Below are 19,931 nucleotides of genomic sequence, written 5' to 3'. Positions count from 1 at the left end.
ATCCGCTCCCTGATCACCCTCAAGGGCCTCACCTACGCCCCCACCGGCGGCATCGTCGCCGCCCCCACCACCTCGCTGCCCGAGGACATCGGCGGCGTCCGCAACTGGGACTACCGCTACACCTGGCTGCGCGACGCCACCATCACGCTCTCCTCGCTGCTGCGCACCGGCTACCGCGACGAGGCCAAGGCCTGGCGCGAGTGGCTGCTGCGCGCCGTCGCCGGCGACCCGGAGAACCTCCAGATCATGTACGGCATCGCCGGTGAACGGGAGCTGGTGGAGACCGAACTCGATTGGCTGCCCGGCTACGAGGGCTCCCGCCCCGTCCGGATCGGCAACGGCGCCGCCGGGCAGCTCCAACTCGACGTCTACGGCGAGGTCGTCGAGGCCCTGCACCTCGCCCAGCACACCGGCCTGGCCCGCAACGACCACGCCCACCTGCTGCAACTGCGGCTGATCTCCTGGCTGGAGGAGCACTGGCAGGAGCCGGACGAGGGCATCTGGGAGGTCCGCGGCCCGCGCCGGCACTTCGTCCACTCCAAGGTGATGGCCTGGGTCGCCGTCGACCGGACGGTCCAACTGCTGGAGCAGACCGACTGCGAGGGGCCGCTGGAGCGCTGGCGCGCCCTGCGCGACACCATCCACGAGGACGTCTGCACCCACGGCTACGACCCGGAGCGCAACACCTTCACCCAGTCCTACGGCTCTCAGGAACTCGACGCCTCCCTGCTGCTCATCCCCCAGGTCGGCTTCCTGCCGCCGGACGACAAGCGCGTCATCGGCACCGTCGAGGCGATCCAGCGCGAACTGTCCACCGAGGACGGCTTCGTGCTGCGCTACCCCACCAGCGGCGGGGTGGACGGCCTGCCGGGCGACGAAGGCGCCTTCCTGGCCTGCTCGTTCTGGCTGGCCGACGCCCTGGCGATGATCGGCCGGACGGACGAGGCGCACCAGCTGTTCGACAAGCTGCTGTCCATCCGCAACGACCTCGGGCTCCTGGCGGAGGAGTGGGACCCGCGGCTCAAGCGCCAGGTCGGCAACTTCCCGCAGGCCTTCAGCCATGTGCCATTGATCGACACCGCGCTGCGCCTCGGCCGGGGCTGAGCCGGTCCGAAATTAATCGGCCACCCCCTTGCCGATGATGTGATCAAATGTGTAAGCACTGTGGCGCTCGACGCCACCGGGGAGGGACTGGTCTGACCATGTGGTCAGGCCCCGTTACACAGGAGACGTACCATCAACACCGCCATTCGCCGGGCCGCGCGCGGAACCGTTCCCGTCGCCGTCACCGCATCCGTGCTCGCCGCCGGCCTGGCCGCCTGCGGCACCGTCGAGCAGCTGTCCGCCGCGCAGAAGGTGTCCAAGGCCTTCACCAAGGTCGGCGAGGGCAAGGCCGCCGGCCTCACGTTCTCCGTGGACGCCACCCCCGAGCAGATCACCGCCTTCGGCGCGGCCACCGGCGACAAGGTCGATCCGAAGAGCGCCGACGCCGTGTCCGGGCTGAACTTCTCCGTCGCGATATCCGCCGACAAGCCGCTGAAGGACCTCGACACCTTCAAGAACGCGCAAAGCAGCGGTGCCGACAAGGACCTGACGCTCGACAAGTCGGTGCGCCTGTCCTACGTGCTCTCCGACCGGAAGGGCACCGCGCTGCTGGAGTACCGCCAGGTCGACGCCAAGGCGTTCCTGCGGGCCGACGCCAAGGGCCTGGTGAAGCTGGTCGGCGAGGACCCGTCGCAGGTCGACGCCATCAGCAGCGGCCTGCCCGCAGAACTGAAGCCGGTCAAGGACGTGCTGGCCGGCAAGTGGGTCTCCTTCGACCTCCAGAAGCTCGCCGACGACGCCAAGAAGTTCGACGGCGCCAAGGCCACCCCGAGCGCACAGCCCTCGCTGGACCCGGAGTCCGCCAAGCAGCTGACCAACTCCCTCAAGGACGTGCTGTCCCGCACCGTCACCTTCGAGGACAAGGGCAAGAAGGACGGCGCCGAGCACATCTGGATGAGCGCCCCGGGCCGCCAGCTGGCCGACGAACTGCTGAAGGCCCTCAAGCCGCTGGCCACCAAGCTCCCCCAGCAGTTCGGGAAGCTCCCCACCTCCGTCCCGAGCACCGTGCGCGAGGACAAGGTCGGCGCCGACCTCTACCTGAAGGACGGCAAGCTCTCCGCCGCCACCTTCGACCTCGCCCAGCTGGAGGCGAAGGCCGGACCGGGCGTCAACTTCCCGGTGAAGCTCGCCTTCAACCAGAACGCCCCGACCGTCGAGGCCCCCGCCGACGCCGTCGCGCTGACCAGCGACGACATCCAGAGCGCGATGCTCAGCCTCCTCACCTCCGGCGCCACCAGCGGGGGCAAGGGCGGCACCGCCCCGACCACCCCGGCGCTCACCCCCGGCAAGCCCCTGACCCCGGCCCAGGCCGAGGAGCTGAAGGGCCTCGGCCTGCCCCTGGAGCAGCAGCAGGTGTTCAGCAAGCTCGGTATGGGCTACGAGGACATGAAGAGCCTCGCCCAGGAGGGCTGATCCCCGCTTCTCCCCCACGGCGCCCGGCCGGCCGCGACAGCGGCGGGCCGGGCGCCGCTGTTCGACGTCACAGCCGGTGCCCCGGCCGCCCGGATCACCGGCGCGCGAGATGGACGGTGAGGTCGGCCGCGACCTCGACCGTCTCGGGCAACACTCGCGCGATCGCGTCGAAGGCCTGCCGCCGCCTCGGCGGCGGCAGTTGGAGGTACGCCGAGATGGTCGACAGGTGGCCGAGGTAGTACGGGGCGCTCACGAGCAGGCGCCGCCGGATGACGGACTGCCGGACGTCACGGAACAGCCGGGACCGCTCCAACTCCGTTCCTGGCCACTGTAGTTCCTCATCGGGGGCGGTCCCGTCCGGGGACGGGACGTCGTCGCTCTCCAGGAACGGCGCCCGGGCCGCCCGCACGGCCTCCTCGACGGCCGGGTCGGCCGGCTGGAACGGACCGCCGAAGTTGGCGAACACGCCGTCCGGCTCCAGCAGTTCGGCCACCCGCGACCACCGGCCCTCCGGGCGCGTCCAGTGCAGGGCCGCCGCCGCGTAGACCAGCCCGTACGTCCCGCCCGGCCGCAGGTCCTCGAACGCGGCCCGGACGGTCCGCACGTTGGGGGGCGCCGTCCTGCGCAGTTCGGCGAGCATGGCCGCGTCGGGCTCCGTCGCCGTGACGTCGACCCCGTGCCCGGCGAACAGCCGGGTCGCCTTTCCGGTGCCCGCACCGATCTCCAGGGCGGTCCGCACCGGCCGGCCCGCGTACGCCGTCACCGTGTCGAAGAGTTCGTCGGGATACCCCGGCCGGAAACGTTCGTAGGCTTCGGCGACCGCGCCGAAGCTCAGTGCACGAGCAGACATGCCGAGCATCCTGACACGACCGCGGCGGGCCGTGCCCCGGGTTTTCCGCCGCCGCACCACGCCCGGCGGAGTGGTGCGGGTCCGGAATCAGCCGGTTGTCGGTAATGAACGATTGTGTTCCCTATACCCCGGGGATACTGCCGGTGTCATTCGACGGACCCGCCCCCTCACCGTCATTCGCTCCCGAGTCATTGGGGGACCTGCCATGGTCACCTCGCGCGCCCTGGCCCCGGCGCCGCCCGCACCCGCGCGACGCGGCCAGCACCCGGGGACAGCCCTCACCGTCATCGCGGCCACCCAGCTCATGGTGGTCCTCGACGTCACGATCGTGAACATCGCCCTGCCGCACATCCAGCAGGCGCTGAGGTTCAACACCACCGACCTGTCCTGGGTCGTCAACGCCTACACCCTCGCCTTCGGCGGGCTCCTGCTGCTGGGCGGGCGGATGGGCGACATCCTCGGGCGCCGGCGCGTGTTCGTCGCCGGGGTCCTGATCTTCAGTCTCGCCTCACTGCTCGGCGGCGTCGCACAGTCCTCCGGCTGGCTGCTGGCCGCGCGCGCACTCCAGGGCCTGGGCGCGGCGATCGCCTCGCCGACCGCGCTCGCCCTGATCGCGACCAACTTCCCGGAGGGCCCGGCCCGCAACCGCGCCTTCGGCGTGTACTCGGCCGTCGCCGGGGCGGGTGGCGCCGTCGGCCTGCTCGCCGGCGGGATCCTGACCTCCTGGCTGTCCTGGCGGTGGGTGCTGTTCGTCAACGTGCCGATCGGCATCGCGATCGCGCTGCTGGCGCCGCTCTACATCAACGAGTCCGAACGGCACCCCGGACGCTTCGACCTGACCGGCGCGTTCGCCGCCACCGCGGGCATGGTCTCGCTGGTCTTCGGCTTCATCCGGGCCTCCGACCACGGCTGGACCGACCCCGTGACGCTCACCTCGTTCGGCCTCGCCGCGCTGCTGCTGGCGGCCTTCCTGTTCCACGAACGGCGGGCGCCGCAGCCGATCACCCCGCTGCACCTGTTCCGCGACCGCAACCGCTCCGGCGCCTACGGGCTGCTGCTCTGCGTGGCCGCGACCATGTTCAGCATCTTCTTCTTCATGACCCTGTTCGTGCAGGACGTCCTCGGGTTCAGCCCGCTGCGGGCCGGCCTCGCCTTCCTGCCGATCAGCGCCGCGAGCGTCGCCGCCGCCCAGTTCGCCGCCCGCACCCAGCTGCGGTACGGGCGCAGACCGTTCCTGGTGGTGGGCTCGCTGCTGGTGGCGGGCGGGACGTTCTGGTCCACCCGGCTCGACGCCCACAGCGGCTACCTGACCGGGGTCCTCGGCCCGACCCTGCTGTTCGGCCTCGGGATGGGCTCGATCTTCGTCCCGGCCACGCTGACGGTGGTCTCCCGGGTCGCCCCGCACGAGACCGGCGCGGCCACCGGCATGCTCAACACCACCCAGCAGGTGGGCGGCTCGCTGGGGCTGTCGATCCTGGTCACGGTCTACGGCGCGGCCGGCCGCAACGAGGCCGGCCGACAGGTCGGCACGTTCCTACGGCAGGCCACCCCGCAGCAGGCGGCCCAGTTCCGGGCCACCGGAAAGCTGCCGGCGCCGTACTCCTCCGAGGTGTTGGCGCACGGCATCTCCAGGGCGTTCGACATGGGCCTGGCCTTCGCCGTGCTCGCGGCGCTGATCGCCCTGTTCGTCATCAGGACCGACCGGGAGGCGCCACCCGTCAGCCCTTCGGGGGACGGCACTTGACAGGGCCTCCGGACATCGCCGACAGTCCATCTTGCAATGGTTTTCATCTTCGATAACCAGACTCCGCGAAAGAGGACACCCATGTCGCTCGACGTCTCCCCCGCCCTCCTCGCCCAGGCCGAGCACGGCCGGGTCAACCAGGCCGACTTCCTCGACACCGTCCGCGCCTCCCTCCCCTACGCCTACCAGGTCGTCGCCGGGCTCAGCACCGAACTCAGCGCCACCGAGGACGAGTTCACCACCGACAACACCACGCCCACCGACGAGGAGCGCGCCCAGCTGCTGCGCGCGCTCGCCAGCAACGCCATCCGCGGCAGCCTGGAGGACCACTTCGGCGTCAAGCTCGCCTTCGTCAACTGCCACCGCGTCGGCGCCTTCCGCCCCGGCACCGAGGACGGCGACGCCTACCGCGAGTTCACCTCGCTGCACAACCAGATCCGCAACCAGAGCCCGGAGCTGCGCAGCTGCTGACCCTCCCGGACGCGCGGCGGGCCCCGTCGGGGGAGGGGGCCCGCCGCGCCCCGTACCGGGTCGATGTGGAGACGGGATTGCGCCGTGTTGCGCGCCGATGTCCGATCCCGCGCCGATCTTGTGGGGACGCGAGCCGCCTGCGTACGTTCGACGGGCACCACCCGCCCGGCCCTCCCGGGGCCGCCTCACACCACCCGGAGCCACCCACCATGCCGCCGACCCCACGACCGCTGCGGAAACTCGGCTTCCTGACCATCGGACTGTTCGACGAGGCCGACCCGCGCCGGGGCCACGAGTCCACCCTCGACCTCATCACCCTCGGCGAGCAGCTCGGCTTCGACAGCGCCTGGCTGCGCCACCGCCACCTCCAGTACGGGATCTCCTCCCCCGTCGCCGTGCTCGCCGCCGCCTCCCAGCGCACCAGCCGCATCCACCTCGGCACCGCCGTCACCCCGCTCGGCTGGGAGAACCCGCTGCGCCTCGCCGAGGACCTCGCCACCGTCGACATCCTCTCCGGTGGCCGCCTCAACCCCGGCTTCAGCGTCGGCCCGCCCACCCACTACGACCGGGTCCGCGGCACGCTCTACCCCGACACCGGCGAGCACGAGGACTTCGGGACCGGCCGCGCCGAGCGCCTCCTCGGCCTCGTCCGCGGCGAACCCGCCTCCGACTTCGCCGGCACCGAGGGCATCGAGGTGTACTCCCGCCGGGTCCAGCCGCACTCCCCCGGCCTCGCCTCCCGGCTCTGGTACGGCGCCGGCAGCCTGCGCTCCGCCCGCTGGGCCGGCGAGCACGGGCTCAACCTGCTCACCAGCAGCATCGTCAAGGCCGGGGAGCCCGGGGAGTCCGAGGACTTCGCCGAGATCCAGCGCACCCAGATCCGCGCCTTCCGCGCCCAGCACCCCGACGGCGAGCGCGCCCGCGTCTCCCAGGGCCTCGTCGTCATCCCCACCGACGGCGCCACCCCCGAACAGCGCGCCAAGTACCAGGCGTACGCCCTCGCCCGCACCCCGCGCACCCTCGCCCCGCAGGGCCCGGCCCGGATGGTGTTCGCGCCCGACCTGGTCGGCCCGTCCGAGGAGATCGCCGAGCGGCTGCACGCCCACGCCGGCTACCAGGAGGTCGACGAGGTCGCCTTCGCCCTGCCCTTCACCTTCGACCACCAGGACTACGTGCAGATCCTCACCGACCTCGCCACCCGCCTCGGCCCCGCCCTCGGCTGGCAGCCCTCGACCGGGCGCGGCTGACCCGGCGGCCTCGCGCGCAGCGGGGCACGGAGACTCAGGGCACGGCGACTCAGGGCCGGGCGGGGCCGCGGGTGGGCAGCGTCTGGCTGTAGACGACGCTCGTGGTCGTGCTGCCGAAGCCGGCCAGCTCGTCCACGAGCGTCTCCAGATGCTCCATGGAGGTCGCGGCGACCTTGAGGGTGTAGCAGTCGTCGCCGGTGGTGCGCAGGCACTCCAGGAGCTCCCGCCGCTCGGCGAGCAGCCGGCGCAGCGGCTCGTGCCGGTTGCCCGGGTACTTCAGCCGGACGACGGCGAGCACGGGATAGCCGACCTTGGCCAGGTCGACCGCGGCGTGGTAGCCGGTGATGACGCCCAGCGCCTCCAGGTTCCGCACCCGTTCCGTGGTGGCGGACGAGCTGAGGTTCACCCGCCGCCCCAGCTCGCTGAGGGAGATCCGGGCCTCCCGTTGCAGCTGTCCGATGATCTGCCAGTCGACGTCGTCGAGATTCACGGCCATTCCGCGATTCTACCGGCAGAACCACGGCACAGGGCAGTGATCACCGGGATGGTTCGGTTCCGCCGGCCATGATCACCGGGATAGCCTCGGTCCATGCAACTTGGCGTCAACGTACCGAACTTCGGGCCCGGGACGGACCCCGGCGTGCTGCGTGAATGGGCGCGGACCGCGGAGGGGCTCGGCTTCGACCTCCTCATGCTGTCGGACCACGTGACCATCACCCCGGACGTGTCCGTGCGGTACCCGGAGCCGTTCTACGAGCCGTTCACCACGCTGTCCTGGCTGGCCGGCCTCACCACGGACCTGCGGCTGGGCACGAGCGTGCTGATCCTGCCCTACCGGCACCCGCTGCTGACGGCCCGGCTGGCCGCCAACCTCAGCCGGCTCAGCGGCGGCCGGTTCGTCCTCGGGGTGGGCGTCGGCTGGGCGCGGCAGGAGTTCGACGCGCTCGGCGTGCCGTTCGCCGCGCGCGGCCGGCTGACCGACGAGTACCTGGGCGTGCTGCGGGACGCCTGGCGTCCGGAGACTCCGGGGACGGGGACGGGGACGGGGACCGGGAGCCACGCCGCCCCGACGCCCGTCTGGGTCGGCGGCCACAGCGGGGCGGCGATCCGACGCGCGGTCAGGTTCGGCGACGCCTGGCACCCGCTGCGGCTGCCCCTGCCCCTGATGCGCTCGATCCTGGCGGAGCACTCGCTACCGGGGTTCTCCCCCCGCATCGCCCTGCGGATCACCGAGGCGCCGGTCGACGATCCCGAGCGGCCCGCCGGGGTCGGCACCGTCGAGCAGGTCCTCGACGACCTCGACCAGCTGCGGCTGCTCGGCGCGGACACCGTCGTCCTCGACCCCTACCACGGCGATCCGGAGGAGACCCGTCGGCCCCGCGCGGCCTGGCGGGCGCTCACCACCGTGGCCACCCAATGGAAGGCCCGCCCGTGATCACCCTGGCCGACGAAACCCTCCTGCGGCGCGCCGTCGCCCTCGCGGCCCGGGCGGTCGCCCTGGGCGACGCACCGTACGGCTCCCTGCTGGCCGGCCCGGACGGCGCGATCCTCGCCGAGGCGCACAACACGGTGCGGCGCGACGACGACATCACGGCCCACCCGGAGCTGAAGCTCGCCCGCTGGGCGGCCCGCGAACTCGACCCGGACCTGGCCGCGCGCACCACCCTCTACACCAGCTGCCAGCCCTGCGGCATGTGCGCCGGCGGCATCGTCCGCTCCGGCCTCGGCCGGGTGGTCTTCGCGCTCTCCACCGAGCAACTCGTCGAGCTCAACCCGCAGGCGGGCGCCTGGCCGACGGTGGCCCAGGACGGCCCGGCCCTGTTCGACGAGGCGCGCGCACCCCTCGACGCCTACTACCGGCCAGGCCGCTGACGTCGACGCGCCGGGCGGGCACTGGTCAGATGACTAAGCGCTTGCTTAGACTCGGGCGTCCAGTGCAGGCCCGCGCGCCCCCAGGAGACGTCATGACCGCGACCAACCGTCAGATCCGCCTCGCCCGCCGTCCGGTCGGGGAGGTGCGGGCGGAGGACTGGGCACACGGGTCGGAGCCGGTGCCGGCGGCCGGGCCCGGGCAGTTCGTGGGGCGGACGCGGTACGTGTCGCTGGACCCGGCGATGCGCGGGTGGCTCGACGACCGGCCGTCCTACCTGCCGCCGGTCGGGCTGGGCGAGGTGATGCGGGCCGGGTCCGTGGTCGAGGTCGTCGAGTCCGACCACCCGAAGTTCCGCGTCGGCGACCACGTGGTCGGCAGCTTCGGCGTCCAGGAGTACGTGGTCTCGGACGGCAAGGGCGCGCTGAAGGTCGACCCCGCGCTCGCGCCGCTGTCGACGTACCTCGGCGCGCTCGGCATGCCCGGGATGACCGCCTACTTCGGGCTGCTGGACGTCGGGGCGCTCAAGGAGGGCGAGACCGTGGTGGTCTCCGGCGCCGCCGGGGCCGTCGGCAGCCTGGTCGGGCAGATCGCCAGGATCAAGGGCTGCCGGGTGGTCGGCATCGCGGGCGGCCCCGAGAAGTGCGCGCTGCTCACCGGGGAACTGGGCTTCGACGCGGCGATCGACTACCACTCCGAGGACGTCCGCAAGGCGCTGCGCGACCACGCGCCCGACGGCATCGACGTGTACTTCGACAACGTCGGCGGGGACGTCCTGGACGCCGCGCTCACCCGGCTCGCGATGCACGCCCGGGTGGTGCTCTGCGGAGCGATCAGCCAGTACAACAACGAGACCGCCGTGCAGGGCCCGTCCAACTACCTGTCACTGCTGGTGCGGCGGGCCCGGATGGAGGGCTTCGTGGTGTTCGACTACGCGCCCCGCTACCCGGAGGCGGCCCGGGAGCTCGCGGGCTGGATCGGGGACGGCCGGATCAAGGTCAAGGAGCACGTGGTGGAGGGGACGGTGGACGACTTCCCGGCGGTCCTCGGAATGCTCTTCCGCGGGGAGAACACCGGCAAGCTGGTGCTGCGGCTGAGCTGAACTCCGGCCTGAGCCGGGCCCGGTGCGGCGGCGACGGGCGTCCGCCGCCGCCGCACCGGGGGCGTTCAGAGCAGACGCTTGATCTCGCCGCGCGCCCGGTAGAAGCCGCCCGAGGCGGACTCCCGCACCTCGGCGACCAGGTACCGCGCCCCGGCGACCCGGATGTCCTTCGGGAACTGCACCCGTCGGCCCGGGTCGAAGCCCGCCGACACCACCCGCACCCGCAGCCGGGCCCCGTCCTGCACGCACTCGACCTCGATCCCGCCGCCGGGCAGGCCGCCGGTGCCGACGACCACCGTCTCCAGGGCCGTGCCCGGCCGCACCGCCTCCCAGCCCGCGTCGAGCACCTCGGCGGTGGCCGGCAGCGTCCCGGCCTCGGCCGCCCGGACGGCCTGCTCGCTCGCGTCCAGGCAGGCGAGCGAGCCGTCGGTGGTCACCAGGTAGAGCCGGCCGTCCCGGTACTGCATGCTGTACGCGGAGCCGCAGCCGGTGGCGAGCTTCCACAGCCGGGTGCCGTCGGCGGCGAAGCAGTACACCGAGGAGTGGTTGTCCCCGGCGAAGACGTACTCGCCGTCCGGGGAGGCCGCGCAGGAGAACACGGCGGCGTCGCAACGGTAGGCGGCGACCTCGGAGCCGTCCGACTTGCGCAGCCGGTGCACCCAGCCGCGCCCGGTGCCGGCGAACACCTCGTCGGCCTCCTGCCAGCCGAACAGCACCTCGCCCTTCGTCGCGGTGTGCCACACCTGGTCGCCGCCGCGCGCCGCGTAGCGGGCGACGCCGCGCGAGTGGCCGTGGTAGACGCCGTCCGCGTCGCAGCGCACCATCCAGCCGGAGCGGCCCTCGGCCTTGCGGCGCCACTGGAACTCGTCCTCGTGGTCGACGGTGGTCAGCCCGCCGCGTTCGTCGGCGACGCCCAGGACGCCGTCGTGGATGTCGAGCCAGAAGATGTCCACGTCCTCGGCTATCTCGTACGCCACCCGGGGGACCTTGCCGCCCAGGTCGTACACCTTGCCGTCGTCGCAGCCCGCGTAGATCCACCAGTCGTCGGCGACGATGCACTTGACGCCGTCCGGCAGGCCGAACCGGGCGGTGACCTCGCCGTCGTGGGTGAGGGTGTAGACGTCGCCGCGCTCGTTGCCGACCCAGGCGTGCTCCTCGCCGACGAAGACGCCGAAGGCCGGCGAGCCGGAGCGGAACCGCCACAGCAGCGGCGCCTGGTTCGCCGTCGAACGGGTGCTGACGAGCTGCCGCCTGGTCACCGCCCGGTGCTGGCGCACGCCCTGGACGGCCGGCGCGTAGCCCTTGCGGACCTTCTCGCCGATCTTCTTGGCCGCCGACGCGGCGGCCTTCTCGGCGCTCGGGAAGCTGGTGGACTTGGCCTGCCCCTCCTCGCCGATCCGCCCGTAGCGGACCGTCACCGTACTGCCGGCGAGCCGCACCTCGTAGAACTTGTGCGCGCTCCCCTCCTCCTCGGACAGTTCGAGGTAGGTGACCTGCTCTTCCACGGCGACGGACACGACGAAGTCCCCTTTCGGGTTCTCGGGCAACGGAGACGGGAGGCGGGGCGGGGCCTGTTCTCGGCCCCGCTCGCCGACAACCCCCAACCTAGGGCGCGGCACTGACAACGCGTCCCGCCGGGCCGCCCGGAACCCCGCCTCCCACTTGTCGCCTCACGAACCATTCTTCCGCCGTACATCTGGCCGTCGCCCGCCGCGCACGGTAGGGATCGGGTGGCGTTGCTAGAACCGCAGCGCCCGAACTTTCTTGTCCGTGCTCAGACCGCCGGGCCCACCAGCCCGAGCGGCCGTCAGGAGGAAGCTCATGCGGAGTACCCAGCGAGTCCGGCGCAGAGCGATGGCGGGGGCGTCCGCCGCAGCCGTGGTGGGGGCGCTGCTGGCGCTGCCCGGCGGCGTCGCCCAGGCGGCGTCACCCGACGTGGTGATCAGCCAGGTGTACGGCGGGGGTGGCAACTCCGGCGCCCCGTACGCCAACGACTTCATCGAGCTGTACAACCGCGGCACCGCGCCGGTGTCCGTCACGGGCTGGACGGTGCAGTACGCCTCGGCGGGCGGCACGTCCTGGGGGCGGACCACGCTGTCCGGCACGATCGCGCCGGGGCGTTTCCTCCTGGTGCAGGAGGCCGCCGGGGCCGGGACGGGAGCCGCGCTGCCGACGCCGGACGCCACCGGGACCCTCAACCTGGCCGCGACCTCCGGCAAGGTCGCGCTGGTCACCAACGGCACGGCGCTGACCTGCGGTTCGGGCTGCGCGACACAGCCCGGGGTGAAGGACCTGGTCGGCTACGGGTCGGGCGCCAGCTCCGCCGAGGGCTCGCCGACCGGCAACCTGTCCAACGCCACCGCCGCCCTGCGCGTCGGCGGCGGCGCCACCGACACCGACAACAACGCGGCGGACTTCACCATCGGCGCCCCGACGCCGCGCAACTCCGCGTCCACCGGCGGCGGCACCACCACCGGCGCCCGAATACACGACATCCAGGGCGCGGCCCGCACCTCCCCGCTCGCCGGCAGCGCCGTGAGCGCGGTGCCCGGCGTGGTCACCGCCGTCGGGCCCAACGGCTTCTGGTACCAGGACCCGCAGCCCGACAACGACCCCGGCACCAGCGAGGGCGTCTACGTCTACACCGCCGGCGCGCCCACCGTCGCGGTCGGCGACTCCGTCACCGTGAGCGCCACCGTCAGCCAGTACCGCCCCGGCGGCAGCGGCGGCACCACCAACCTGTCGATCACCGAACTCACCGCGCCCAGCGTCACGGTGCTCGCCCACAACGCGCCGCTGCCCGCGCCCACCCTGGTCGGCCCCGGCGGGCGGGTGCCCCCGGCAGCGGTGATCTCCAGCGTCACCGGCGGGGACGTCGAGACCGCCGGGAACTACCAACCCGCCACCGACGGCATCGACTTCTGGGCCTCGCTGGAGGGCATGCGGGTCGAGATCGACAACGCGGCCGTGGTCGGTCCCAGCAACAAGTACGGCGAACTCCCCGTCGTGCCCCAGGGCAGCACCACCCGCACCAACCGGGGCGGCATCCTGCTCCAGGCGGGCGACGGCAACCCGGAGCGGGTGACCCTGGCGAACGCGCTCGCGCCCACCCCCGCCGCCAACGTCGGCGACACCCTGACCGGCGCGACCGTCGGCGTGCTCGACTACTCCTTCGGCAACTTCAAGCTCCAGGTCACCGCGACCCCGGCGGTCACCTCCGGCAACCTCGCCCCCGAGGTCACCGCCGCCCCGACGGCCGGCCAGCTCGCCGCCGCCACCTTCAACGTGGAGAACCTCTCCCCCGCCGACCCGCAGAGCAAGTTCGACGGCCTCGCGGCGGGCATCGTCACCAACCTACGCTCGCCCGACCTCGTCGCCCTGGAGGAGATCCAGGACAACAGCGGCCCCACCGACGACGGCACCACCGCCCCCGACCAGACCCTCGCCAAGCTCACCGCCGCCATCTCGGCGGCCGGCGGCCCGGCCTACTCCTACCGCCAGATCGACCCGGTGGACGGCCAGGACGGCGGCCAGCCCGGCGGCAACATCCGCCAGGTGTTCCTGTTCCGCACCGACCGCGGCCTGAGCTTCACCGACCGCCCCGGCGCCGGCTCCACCACCGCCGACTCGGTGGTCAACAACGGCGGCACGCCCCAACTCGCCTACTCCCCCGGCCGGATCGACCCGACCAACACGGCGTTCAACTCCAGCCGCAAGCCGCTCGCCGGCGAGTTCCGCTGGAACGGCAAGCCGGTCTTCGTGATCGCCAACCACTTCAACTCCAAGGGCGGCGACCAGCCCCTGTTCGGCCGCTACCAGCCGCCCGCGCACCCGTCCGAGACCCAGCGCCACAACCAGGCGACGGCGGTGAAGAACTTCACCGACCAGATCCTGGCGGTGGACCCGAACGCGGCGGTCATCGTGCTCGGCGACCTCAACGACTTCGAGTTCTCGCAGACCGCCGACATCCTCACCGCCGGCGGCTCGCTGACCGACCTGCCGCGCACCCTGCCGCTGCCCGAGCGCTACACCTACGTGTACGAGGGCAACTCCCAGGTGCTGGACCACATCCTCATCTCCGGCGCGCTGGCGGCGAAGCCGTACAGCTACGACATCGTGCACATCAACAGCGAGTTCAGCACCCAGCTGAGCGACCACGACCCGCAGGTCGTGCGGATCCCGCTGCCCTGACGCACGACACCGGCGCGGTGCCGGCCTCCCGCCGGACGGGGAGGCCGGCACCGCGTTCGCCGTTCAGCCTCCGGCCACGGCGGCCAGCAGGGCGCGCAGGGCCTCGTCGTCACGGATGCCGGCGCCCGCGAAGCAGCCCCCGACGATCCGGCGGTCGCGCCCGGCGAGGTCCGCGAGGCGGCGGCGCTGACCGTCGTCCAGGGCGGTGGTGCCCAGGGCCGCCAGGGCCTCGCCCGCGCCCCGGAGGTCCGACCCGGTCTCGGCCGCACACAGGGCGGCCTCGGCCAGGCGGCCGCGGTCGAGGGCGGCGCCGTCGGTCACCGCGAGGAGGGCCAGCACGGCGGCCGGGGCCTTCACCCGGTCGGCGAGCAGCCCGTCGAGCCTGGCGGTGAGCGGGCGGGCGACCGGCCCGAGGAGGGCGGCGACGCGGGCCGCGCGGACGGCCGTCCGGTCGAACCACGCCCCGTCATCGGCGCGCCGCAGGACGCCGTCCAGGATCGGGACGACCTCGGCCGCGTCCCCGGTGATCCGCCACAGCGCGTCGGCCACCGCCAGGTCGGCCTCCAGCACCGGGGAAGTGTCGGGCACCGGAGAGGTGTCGGGCACCGGAGAGGTGTCGGGCACCGGGGAAGTGTCGGGCACGCCTCCGGCGCTGAGCGCGGCGCGCAGGGCGGGGGCCAGCGAGAGGGCCTCGGCGCCCAGGCCTGCGGCGGCCCGGGCGGCCTCGGCGACCGCGTACGGGCCGGCCGCGAGCCGGTCGGCGAGTGCCCCGAGCAGCGTCTCGGGATCACCGGTGAGGTCGTACAGCGCCCGGGCCGCCGCGACGGAACCGGGCACCTCCCGCAGCGCGGCGGCAGCGCGGTCACGCTCCGCCGCCGGGCCGTCCACCGCGACGGCCGCGACGGCGTCCGCCGCCTCCGGGCGGTGCGGCAGCGCCGCGCACAGCTCGGGCAGGGCCGGGGCAGCCGCGCGACCCCACTGGCGCACCAGGCGGAACAGCTGGTGGTGCTCGTTTCCGCCGAGCTGCTCGGCCGTCAGCCGGACGCGGACGGCGGCGAGCAGCTCGGGGTCGAAGGGGAACGGCGCGTCGGCAGGGGCCCGTTGGCCGGCGGCGGCCTCCAGCGCGCGCGGGCGCCGGCCCAGCGCACGGGCGAGCAGCGGGGCCGCCGTCCGGGGCGCGATCAGGACGAGCGCGGCCAGGGCCTGGTCGGCGGGCCCGTCCTCGGCCTGCGCGGCCCGGGCGGCCAGCCCGGGGGCGGCCTCGGCGGCGGCCGGGCCGAGGTTGCCGAGCAGGTGCACCACGTCAGGGTCGGCGACGAGCCGGGCGAGCGCCGGGAGCAGCCGCCGGGGCGCGCTGCGGGACAGCTGGCAGGCATGGTCGGCCGCCCAGACCGCCTCGGCCCGCACCTCGCGGCGCTCGTCGCGCAGGGCCCGGTCGAGCAGGGCGTAGGCGGCGTCGCGGTCGGCGGGCGTCTCGCGCAGCAGCAGTTCCTCGGTGATCGCGCGCAACGGCTCCCGGCGGTCCAGGTCGTACCGGTCTGCGGCCACCGGGTCGGCGGGCAGCAGGGCGAGGACGGCGGCGTGGTGGGCACCGGTCCACGGCTCGCCCGCGTCCAACCCGGCGAGGACGGCGGCCAGGCGCAGCGGCGCCGGCGTGTCCTCGCCCAGCAGCGGCCCGGCCTCGGCGGCGGCTGCGGACCGGTCCAACCGGCCGAGGGCGGTGAGCAGTTCACCGCGGACGACGGGGTCGGTCTCGCTCGCCCAGCGGCGGCGCAGCGCGGGCAGGGCGGGCTCGACGGCCCTGGTCTGGCCGACGGCCCAGGCGGTGGCCTGCCGGACGGCGGCGATCCCGTCCGCCAGCAGCGGCAGCAGCAGCGGGAGCTGGCCGACGACGGCGGCCCGGACGGGAGCGGGCGGGCCCTCCCCGCCGCCCTCCCGCTCCCCGTCCCGCGCTCCGCCCCACTCGCCCTCGCTCTCGGCCAACCCGCCGAGCAGGCCCAGGACTTCGACCGTCCCGCAGCCGGCCGCCGCGATCCGGGCCAGATAGGGGACGGCGTCCGCGCTGGCGGTGTACACCGAGCCCTGGTGGAGGATGCACGAGTAGAGCTCGGCGAGCGCCTCGTCGGCCTGCTCGCCGCCGGCGACGAGCGCGCGCAGCAGGCCGGGCAGGTCTTCGGCGGGTCCGTAGGCGTGCGAGACGGACGCCCAGGGGTGGGCGTCGAGTCCGTCGAGGGCGTGGGCGATGTCCATGGGCGGATCATCGCAGCCGCCACCGACAGCGCTCGGGCGTCCCCCAGTGCTCAGGCCTCCCGGCGGGTCAGGCGTCCCGGCGGGAGGGTCAGGCGTCCCGGCGGGTCAGGCTGAGGGCGGCCAGGGTGAGGGCGACGGCGAGGTAGCCGGCGAGGGTGGCCAGGCAGCCGGCCGCGCCGAGCCGGTCGGTGCCGCCCGCGGAGGCGACGGTGCTGCCCAGGCCCTCGAAGACGCTCTGCAGGCCGAACCGGGTGGCGCCGTCACCGAGCGGCGCCAGCAGCATCGGCGAGAGGAAGAACAGGCCGAACAGCACGGCGACGGCGCCCGCGGTGTGGCGCACCAGGAAGCCGAGAGCCAGGCCGAGCAGGGCGAAGACGGACAGGAACACGCCGCAGCCGACGACCGCGCGCGCCACGCCCGGGTCGCCGAGCGACACCGCCAGGTGCTTCCCGGCCAGGGCCCGTCGGCCGAGCAGGAAGGTCAGAAACGCCAGCAGTTGCCCGAGCAGCGCCGACACCCCGCCGACCACCAGCGCCTTGGCCGCGAGCACCTGGCCCCGCCGGGGCACGGCGGCCAGGGTGCTGCGGATCTGGCCGGTGGTGTACTCGCTGGAGGCGGCCAGGGTGCCCAGCGTGCCGATCGCCAGGACGGCGACGTAGAAGCCGCCGGAGAAGCCGTAGCGGACGGGGTCGAAGCGCTCGCGCTGGACGGCCGTCCAGACGTCCCAGTTGTCGGCGGCGCTGCCGTAGTCGATCAGGCCGATGAACAGGGCGGCGGCGAGCGCGACGACGGCGGTGAGCGGGGTCGCGCGGACGCTGCGCAGCTTGACCCACTCTCCGGCCAGCGCGCCTCGGGTGGTGGGGGCGGTCATGTGGTCCTCTTTCCGGACGTACTGGCGGGGGCGGTCATGTGGTCCTCTTTCCGGACGTAGTGGTGGTGGCCGTCATGCGGTCCGCCTTCCGGACGTACCGGTGGTGGCGCGGTAGTCGACGGCCTCCCCGGTGGCGTCCAGGAACGCCTGCTCCAACGAGGCCTGCCGGACGGTGAGTTCGTGGACGCCGAGGCCGTGCGCGGCGGCCAGCTCGCCGATCGCCGCCGGTTCCAGGCCGCCGACGGCCAGTGCCCCGCCGGACTCCTCGGTGACCGGGGCGGCTCCGGGGGCGCGCAGCAGTCGGGCCAGTTCGGCCGGCCGGGCGCAGCGGACCAGGACGTCGGTGCGCGCGTTCTCGGCGAGGAAGTCGGCGGTGGGGCGGTCCGCGACGAACCGGCCGCGCCCGATGATCACCAGGTGGTCGGCGGTGGCGGCCGTCTCGCTCATCAGGTGCGAGGAGAGCAGGACGGTCCGGCCCTCGGCGGCCAGGCCGCGCAGCAGGGTGCGGATCCAGTGCACGCCCTCCGGGTCGAGCCCGTTGACCGGTTCGTCGAGCAGCAGGACGGGCGGGTCGCCGAGCAGAGCGGCGGCGATGCCGAGACGCTGCTTCATTCCGAGGGAGAACCGCCCGGCCTTGCGGCGGGCCGCCTGTTCCAGGCCGGTGCGGGCCAACACCTCGCGGACCCGGGCCGGCCCGATGCCGTTGGTGACGGCGATGCCGAGCAGGTGGTGGTAGGCGGAGCGGGCAGGGTGGACGGCGCCGGCGTCGAGCAACGCCCCGACTTCCCGCAGCGGGTGGCGCAGGGCCGCGTACGGCCGGCCGTTGACGGTCGCTCGCCCGCTGGTCGGGGCGTCCAGGCCGAGGATCATCCGCAGCGTGGTGGACTTGCCCGAGCCGTTCGGCCCGAGGAAGCCGGTGACCTGTCCCGGCCGGACCGTGAAGGTCAGCCCGTCCACGGCGACGGCGCCGCCGTAGCGCTTGGTGAGGTCGCGTACCTCGATCATCGTGGTGCCTTTCCGGGTCTCCTGGTCGGCCGAGGGGGCCGACGCGGGCTCCACGCTCCCGCCCGGGCCCGGGGCGGGGCGTCCCGCCGTGGGCGGAAATCACGACGTTCGGCGGGGGCCGGCCTCTGCCCGTGGTCGTAGGCCCACAGGGCGATGCCGGGCGCGGGGGCCGCCGCTAACCTGGGGAAATGCCCTGTGCTCCGCATCCGCCGGTGACCAGGAGGCTGCGCCCGGGCCACTGGGTCGCGGTCGACCTGACGGTCTCGCTGGCCCTGACCGTGCTCACCTGGTTCCGGGTGCTGGACGCCTACCGGGTGTTCGACCCGCACCACCGCGGCTACCCGAAGCCGACGTCGGCGGAGCTGGTGACGGTGCTGGTGTGTGTGGTGGCGGTGGGCGCGACCGCCGGGCTGCGCCGGCTCGCGCCGACGGCTGCGGCCGGGGTGGTGTTCGCCGCCTGGGCAGTGGTGGTCGCGGTGGCCGGGCAGCTGACGATCGCCAACCTGGCCGGGTTCCTGGTGGTGGTCGCGGCGGCGATGGTCGTCTACCTGGTCGCGGCCGCCGGGCCGATGCGGCTGGGTCTCACCGTCCTGGCGTTCGGCCTGGTCGGGGCCGGGCTGAGCCGGTTCGGGTCGCGGGAGCTGTGGAACAACCTCGTGCTGTCCGCGCTGGGGGTCGTCACCGCGTGGGCGCTCGGCTGCGCGGTGGCCCGCTACCGGGCGTACGGCGCCGAGTTGCGCCGACACCAGGTCGACCTGGCCACGGCGGAGCTGGCCGAGGAGCGGATCCGGCTGGCCCGGGAGCTGCACGACGTGATCGCGCACAGCATGAGCGTGGTCAACGTCCAGGCCGGGTACGGTCGTTTCGTGATCGGGCGGGATCCGGCGCAGGCCGAGCAGGCGCTGGCCGCGATCCAGGCGGTGAGCCGGGACGCGATGGTCGAGATGCGCGGCCTGCTGACCGTCCTGCGCGGCGCCGACGGGGCCGGGCTCGCGCCCGCGCCCCGGCTGGCCGATCTGGACCGGCTGGTGGCGAGCAGCGCCGAGGCCGGGGTGCGGGTGGAACTACGGGTCGGCGGCGTGGTCCGGGAGCTGTCCGACGGGGTCGAGCTGTCCGCGTTCCGGATCGTCCAGGAGGCGCTGACCAACGTGGTGAAGCACGCGCACACGGCCGAGGCGCGGGTCGCCGTGGAGTTCGAGGAGGAGGCGCTGGTGCTGGAGGTGAGCGACGCCGGGCGCGGCGGGCCGGTCGGGGTCGGCGGGCACGGACTGGCGGGGATGGCCGAGCGGGTCGGGCTGTACGAGGGCCGGTTGGAGGTCGGGCCGCTGCCGGGCGGCGGGTTCCGGGTGCGTGCCGTGCTGCCGCTGGCCGACCCGGGCGGGCGGGAGACCTCATGACGGGAGACGTCGTGACCGGGGCGCCCGTCGGCCCGCCGATCCGGGTCGTGGTGGCCGACGACCAGACCCTGGTGCGGGCGGGTCTGGCCGGGATCGTGGCCGCCGCCGAGCCGGCGAGCGCCGCGCCCGGCGGCGGCGAGCGGGATCGAGTCCTGCGCGCCGTCACCGGGCGGGAGTTGGAGGTGCTGACGCTGATCGGTCGCGGGTTGACCAACGCCGAGATCGCCGAGCAGCTGTCCGTCAGCACCGGGACGGTCAAGACGCATGTCGGCCACCTGCTGGCCAAGCTCGCCGCCCGGGACCGCGTGCACCTGGTGATCACCGCCTACCGCGCAGCCCTCGTCGAATCCTGACGGCCGCCCGCCCCAGGAGCCCTGGGGCGGACCGTGGACGGGACCGCGCCTCAGACCGCGCCT

17 protein-coding genes are annotated in these 19,931 nt (G+C 73.9%); 11 read left to right on the top strand and 6 right to left on the bottom strand.

Going from position 1 to position 19,931, the window contains the following annotated elements; all coding sequences use genetic code 11:
- Window positions 1-1,104, top strand: a 1,104-nt coding sequence (locus AB0O82_RS30690; protein ID WP_363587178.1) for a glycoside hydrolase family 15 protein, incomplete at its 5' end; no start/stop codon positions are given.
- A 192-nt stretch (window positions 1,105-1,296) separates the two neighbouring features.
- Complete coding sequence (locus AB0O82_RS30685) at window positions 1,297-2,517, top strand: hypothetical protein (protein ID WP_363587177.1); 1,221 nt, start codon at window positions 1,297-1,299, stop codon at window positions 2,515-2,517.
- A 94-nt stretch (window positions 2,518-2,611) separates the two neighbouring features.
- Here the strand turns inward: AB0O82_RS30685 and AB0O82_RS30680 are convergent, their stop codons facing one another.
- Window positions 2,612-3,367 (bottom strand): class I SAM-dependent methyltransferase, encoded by a 756-nt coding sequence (locus AB0O82_RS30680; RefSeq protein WP_363587176.1) that lies wholly within the window; start codon window positions 3,365-3,367, stop codon window positions 2,612-2,614.
- Window positions 3,368-3,572: 205 nt separating this feature from the next.
- On the opposite strand from AB0O82_RS30680, the gene AB0O82_RS30675 reads away from it, so the two are divergent.
- From AB0O82_RS30675 to AB0O82_RS30665, 3 genes are all read left to right on the top strand, one after another.
- Window positions 3,573-5,111 carry an MFS transporter gene (locus AB0O82_RS30675; RefSeq protein WP_363587175.1) on the top strand — a complete coding sequence of 513 codons (1,539 nt, stop codon included), beginning with the start codon at window positions 3,573-3,575 and terminating at the stop codon, window positions 5,109-5,111.
- Between the two features lie 81 nt (window positions 5,112-5,192).
- Window positions 5,193-5,582, top strand: a complete 390-nt coding sequence (locus AB0O82_RS30670; RefSeq protein ID WP_063345914.1) for an SCO5389 family protein — start codon at window positions 5,193-5,195, stop codon at window positions 5,580-5,582.
- Window positions 5,583-5,791: 209 nt separating this feature from the next.
- Entirely contained in the window at window positions 5,792-6,829 is a 1,038-nt protein-coding gene (locus AB0O82_RS30665) for an LLM class flavin-dependent oxidoreductase (RefSeq protein WP_363587174.1), read from the top strand.
- 49 nt (window positions 6,830-6,878) lie between these two features.
- Here the strand turns inward: AB0O82_RS30665 and AB0O82_RS30660 are convergent, their stop codons facing one another.
- On the bottom strand, window positions 6,879-7,325 hold the full coding sequence (locus AB0O82_RS30660) for an Lrp/AsnC family transcriptional regulator (protein WP_363587173.1): 447 nt from the start codon (window positions 7,323-7,325) through the stop codon (window positions 6,879-6,881).
- 93 nt (window positions 7,326-7,418) lie between these two features.
- Between AB0O82_RS30660 and AB0O82_RS30655 the strand changes: the two genes are divergently transcribed.
- The 3 genes from AB0O82_RS30655 (at window position 7,419) to AB0O82_RS30645 (ending at window position 9,801) form a co-directional block, all read left to right on the top strand.
- The gene (locus AB0O82_RS30655) at window positions 7,419-8,264 is read left to right on the top strand and encodes a TIGR03619 family F420-dependent LLM class oxidoreductase (protein WP_363587172.1); all 846 of its coding nucleotides are present in this window, start codon (window positions 7,419-7,421) and stop codon (window positions 8,262-8,264) included.
- A complete protein-coding gene (locus AB0O82_RS30650; RefSeq protein WP_363587171.1) occupies window positions 8,261-8,701 on the top strand; it encodes a nucleoside deaminase in 441 nt (146 codons plus the stop codon). Before AB0O82_RS30655 ends, AB0O82_RS30650 begins: the two co-directional genes overlap by 4 nt.
- A 92-nt stretch (window positions 8,702-8,793) precedes the next feature.
- Complete coding sequence (locus AB0O82_RS30645) at window positions 8,794-9,801, top strand: NADP-dependent oxidoreductase (protein ID WP_363587170.1); 1,008 nt, start codon at window positions 8,794-8,796, stop codon at window positions 9,799-9,801.
- A gap of 65 nt (window positions 9,802-9,866) precedes the next feature.
- Here the strand turns inward: AB0O82_RS30645 and AB0O82_RS30640 are convergent, their stop codons facing one another.
- Window positions 9,867-11,318, bottom strand: coding sequence for a WGR domain-containing protein (locus AB0O82_RS30640; protein ID WP_363587169.1), 1,452 nt, complete (start codon window positions 11,316-11,318; stop codon window positions 9,867-9,869).
- Window positions 11,319-11,622: 304 nt separating this feature from the next.
- Here AB0O82_RS30640 and AB0O82_RS30635 point away from each other — a divergent pair, with 304 nt between their 5' ends.
- Window positions 11,623-13,992 (top strand): lamin tail domain-containing protein, encoded by a 2,370-nt coding sequence (locus tag AB0O82_RS30635; RefSeq protein ID WP_363587168.1) that lies wholly within the window; start codon window positions 11,623-11,625, stop codon window positions 13,990-13,992.
- Between the two features lie 63 nt (window positions 13,993-14,055).
- On the opposite strand, the gene AB0O82_RS30630 is transcribed toward AB0O82_RS30635, so the two are convergent.
- The 3 genes from AB0O82_RS30630 to AB0O82_RS30620 form a co-directional block, all read right to left on the bottom strand.
- Entirely contained in the window at window positions 14,056-16,242 is a 2,187-nt protein-coding gene (locus AB0O82_RS30630; RefSeq protein WP_363587167.1) for a hypothetical protein, read from the bottom strand.
- 88 nt (window positions 16,243-16,330) lie between these two features.
- Complete coding sequence (locus AB0O82_RS30625) at window positions 16,331-17,113, bottom strand: ABC transporter permease (protein WP_363587166.1); 783 nt, start codon at window positions 17,111-17,113, stop codon at window positions 16,331-16,333.
- A gap of 72 nt (window positions 17,114-17,185) precedes the next feature.
- Window positions 17,186-18,118, bottom strand: a complete 933-nt coding sequence (locus AB0O82_RS30620; protein WP_363587165.1) for an ATP-binding cassette domain-containing protein — start codon at window positions 18,116-18,118, stop codon at window positions 17,186-17,188.
- A gap of 212 nt (window positions 18,119-18,330) precedes the next feature.
- Between AB0O82_RS30620 and AB0O82_RS30615 the strand changes: the two genes are divergently transcribed.
- Window positions 18,331-19,515: a histidine kinase gene (locus AB0O82_RS30615; RefSeq protein WP_363587164.1), complete on the top strand. Its 1,185-nt coding sequence runs from the start codon at window positions 18,331-18,333 to the stop codon at window positions 19,513-19,515.
- Window positions 19,512-19,868 (top strand): helix-turn-helix transcriptional regulator, encoded by a 357-nt coding sequence (locus AB0O82_RS30610; protein ID WP_363587163.1) that lies wholly within the window; start codon window positions 19,512-19,514, stop codon window positions 19,866-19,868. Before AB0O82_RS30615 ends, AB0O82_RS30610 begins: the two co-directional genes overlap by 4 nt.
- Window positions 19,869-19,931: the final 63 nt, after the last annotated feature.

Origin of the sequence: Kitasatospora sp. NPDC088264 (genome assembly GCF_040685715.1) — a bacterium.
Lineage (GTDB): Bacteria > Actinomycetota > Actinomycetes > Streptomycetales > Streptomycetaceae > Kitasatospora.
The sequence above is the reverse complement of the archived record's forward strand: the minus strand, read 5'-3'. Positions and strand labels throughout refer to the sequence as shown.